2 protein-coding genes and 1 pseudogene are annotated in these 3,366 nt (G+C 51.4%); 1 reads left to right on the forward strand and 2 read right to left on the reverse strand.

Annotated features, from left to right (window positions below; translation table 11 throughout):
• Both RMO52_RS02895 and mnmE read right to left on the reverse strand, forming a co-directional pair.
• Positions 1-256: pseudogene (locus tag RMO52_RS02895) on the reverse strand (3-oxoacyl-ACP synthase); the annotation flags it as partial.
• 206 nt (positions 257-462) lie between these two features.
• Positions 463-1,833 carry a tRNA uridine-5-carboxymethylaminomethyl(34) synthesis GTPase MnmE gene (mnmE, locus tag RMO52_RS02900; RefSeq protein WP_309741446.1) on the reverse strand — a complete coding sequence of 457 codons (1,371 nt, stop codon included), beginning with the start codon at positions 1,831-1,833 and terminating at the stop codon, positions 463-465.
• A 101-nt stretch (positions 1,834-1,934) separates the two neighbouring features.
• Here mnmE and RMO52_RS02905 point away from each other — a divergent pair, with 101 nt between their 5' ends.
• Positions 1,935-3,335 carry a hypothetical protein gene (locus RMO52_RS02905; protein ID WP_310410705.1) on the forward strand — a complete coding sequence of 467 codons (1,401 nt, stop codon included), beginning with the start codon at positions 1,935-1,937 and terminating at the stop codon, positions 3,333-3,335.
• The last annotated feature ends 31 nt before the right edge of the window (positions 3,336-3,366 follow it).

Below are 3,366 nucleotides of genomic sequence, written 5' to 3' on the forward strand. Positions count from 1 at the left end.
TCGCACTTGGTTCTAAGTCAATCCCAGATAAGGTATTTCTAACCGCTAAAGCAGCCATTTGGCTATTGAGATAGGTCGGCTGGTGTCGCTCGTTCAAGGCATAATAGCGTTGCTGAATGCCATTACTTTTCAAAATCCGATTCTTCACTTTAGAAGCACGACCATTCACTTTGCCGAGATAGTCTTCCATCCGATCGTTAGCGATGGGTTCGCCCGGTAAAAATTTACCAATGTTGTTAATAAATACGTTATTCATTAGCAACGCCAGTTAAGTTAGTGTCGTTCATGAGATTTTCCGGGAGTGAGTTAGTTGTTATTTGCATTCTCACCCCCGGATTGATGAAGTCGCAATGAGTAGCCATTACCAGGGCGAACTCAAGTGAAGCAAAATGAAGCAAGGTGAAGTTAGCAATCCAAAAGCTCGATAAAACCCAATTAATAATTAATTATTAATCATTAATATTACTTACCAATACAAAAGCGACTAAAGATCCGATCGAGTACTGACTCGGTGACTTCTTCGCCAGTGACTTCGCCTAGTGCCCTAATTGCCTCACGCAGGTCGATCGTCCAGAAGTCTAAGGGCAATCGATCCTCGACCGTAATTAACACCTGTTTAAGGGCGATTTGGGCGCGAATGAGGGCAGCGGCTTGGCGTTGGTTGATGGCGATATCGATATTTGCCGCAGTGAGTTTGCCTCCAGCAACGATCTCGATGATGGCAGTTTCTAATCGATCGATCCCCAGATCGATCGCGGCGGCAGTTTCGACGATCGCACTGATGCCCGGAGGGAGATTTAGTGTGAGGGGAGTTGTCATCAGATCGATTTTGTTGGCGACAACGATCGTCGTAATTGGGGCAATTTGGCTGTAGATCTCGGCTTCTACCGCCGTCCAGCCGATCTGAGCGTCGATGGTCAGTAAGATCAAATCCGCTGACTGGGCTGCTGCACGCGATCGAGCGACCCCGATTTGCTCGACGACATCTTCGGTGTCCCGAATCCCCGCCGTATCCAGTACCTGTACCGGAATCCCGCCCACTACTAACCGAGATTCGACGACATCGCGCGTCGTTCCGGGCAACGGCGTGACGATCGCCCGATCGCTGCGGCTCCAAGCATTGAGCAAGCTCGACTTACCCACATTCGGCTGTCCGAGAATAGCAACCTTCAAACCACTGCGTAATAATTCCCCCCGATCTGCTGTCGCCACAATCTGCCCGATTTGGGCCGCTAATGCCCCTAATTTAGCAGTAATGTCTCCTACGTCCAACGGTGGTAAATCCTCCTCAAAATCGATCCTTGCCTCAATCTCGGCGAGTAAATCGAGGGCGATCGATCGCAAGTTCCCGATCGGTTGGCGGAGTTTGCCCTGCAATCCGGCGATCGCCGTCTGCGCGGCGGCGGGAGATAGGGCACCGACGAGATCGCTGATGCTTTCGGCTTGAGTCAGATCGATGCGCCCATTCAGGAAGGCTCTCAGGGTAAACTCACCTGGTTCGGCAACTTTGGCACCGTATTCGACACACAACTGCAAAATCTGTTGCACCAAAATAATGCCGCCGTGGCTGTGGATTTCGACCACATCTTCGCGGGTATAGGAGCGGGGCGCGAGCATTACTAGCAATAATGCCTCATCGATCGTCTCTCTAGTGGCTGGGTGCCTTACATACCCATACAAAATGCGATGACTCTCCCATTCCTGTCGTCCTGGCGTGCTAAAAATTTGGCGGGCGATCGCGACAGCATCGGCTCCCGATAGCCGCACGATCCCGACACTGCCTTGTTGGGGGACAACAGCCGTGGCGATCGCTACAATGGTTCCGGTTTGCATGGTTAGATCGGTTGAAAGTGTAGTGACTAGTTACTAGTCTCTATCCACATTATGCTAGTAAAATACTAACGTTTAGAGCTAGTGCATCTTAGAGGTAACTCATGACAGATTGGAAATTTCTAATTCAGCGTCAGGGCGATCGCGGATGGCGACCGATCGAAACGGGTAATCTGCAATTGATGGAGGGTAAATATCGGATCGTTGCCACTAGCCAGCTCTCTGAAACGCCGATTCAGCTTCGCATCACCCATCAAACTAGCGACTTGCCAACACCGCAGCGGCGATCGCGATCTTGCCAACAAACTAGCACTGCTAGCGGCGTCGTAGTCATTCTCCCATTTACACATTTACAAGCGGGCATCTGGCAGTTTGTGTGTAGTGGGAGCGATGATAGCCAAGCAGCTTGGCATCGGATTCTCAAGCTCCGAGTATTAATCCGCACGCCAGCACCAACCCCCATCCAGATCGCGCCGCCGACAGTTCAAACCGCACCAGCAGCACCCATTCAACCGCCACAACCCCCAGTAGCCCAGCCAGCAAAAACTTTGTCCCCCACAGCCCCGTTGCTAACGTCGCCACCGATCGAACCGGAAAACTGGGCGGATGGACTCGCTCGACTACTAGAGCAATTGGAGCGAGAGTCCTTACAACCGCAGCCGTCCGGCACGACAACTAGCGGCACACTAGCCGAAGCAATTCAACTACACACGATTTTTGCGCCGCCGTCACAACTGATTAGTTTGAGCCGCTCGACTTTTTCGGGGCTAATTCCTGGCAATCGCCTGACGATCTCGGGCGAGTGTAATTTACAGCTTCTCAATCCCAATCTATCGCGATCGACCAAAATCGAGAAGCTGCTCATCTGTTTGCGTCATCCTCAGACTGCGGAAATTGTCAGCGCGATCGAACGTACTCTACCCCCAAATTTAGACATCTTCAGTTTTCAGGGTCACTTAGATTTACCCGCACAGCCCAAAGTCGGCTTGTTATTAGGTGAGGTGAGTTTTTATGACAAGCACCACATTCAACTCGGTGCTAGTGGCTTTACGATCGCCCTCAATCTCAATCCCATTCACGAGTCCGAGCTGTCATTACTCCAACTGTTCGATCGCGACAAAGAGAATTCCGCCGCCAATCTCGATCGCCTCACGCAAGAGTTGAAGACAGAGGCGCTAACAATCGGCACGCACAGCTCATCTCACCTCCCGCAATCTAGCATCCCATCTTTAACTACACCCCTCAAACCTTCTCAGCTCACCCCCTCACCCGCCGCCGCATTTACGCATCCAGACGTGACTCCTGTCGATCCCGCTCCGACCCAGCATCGCTTCGATCGATCGATCTCCAATCCAGTCACACCCCCTCCAACCGTACCCACTACTTCCAGTCGGCATCCCCAAGATTTTGCTGACGAATTGGATCTCGGTATTAGCTATTCACCACTCGACTTATCACCTGAAGCCCGCAACTACCCAAACCTAGAAATAGTCATCGATGACTGATTTAATTAGGCTTTGGGCTTTAGGCTTTAGG

This window comes from Chamaesiphon sp. OTE_8_metabat_110 (assembly GCF_031382685.1).
Taxonomy (GTDB): domain Bacteria; phylum Cyanobacteriota; class Cyanobacteriia; order Cyanobacteriales; family Chamaesiphonaceae; genus Chamaesiphon.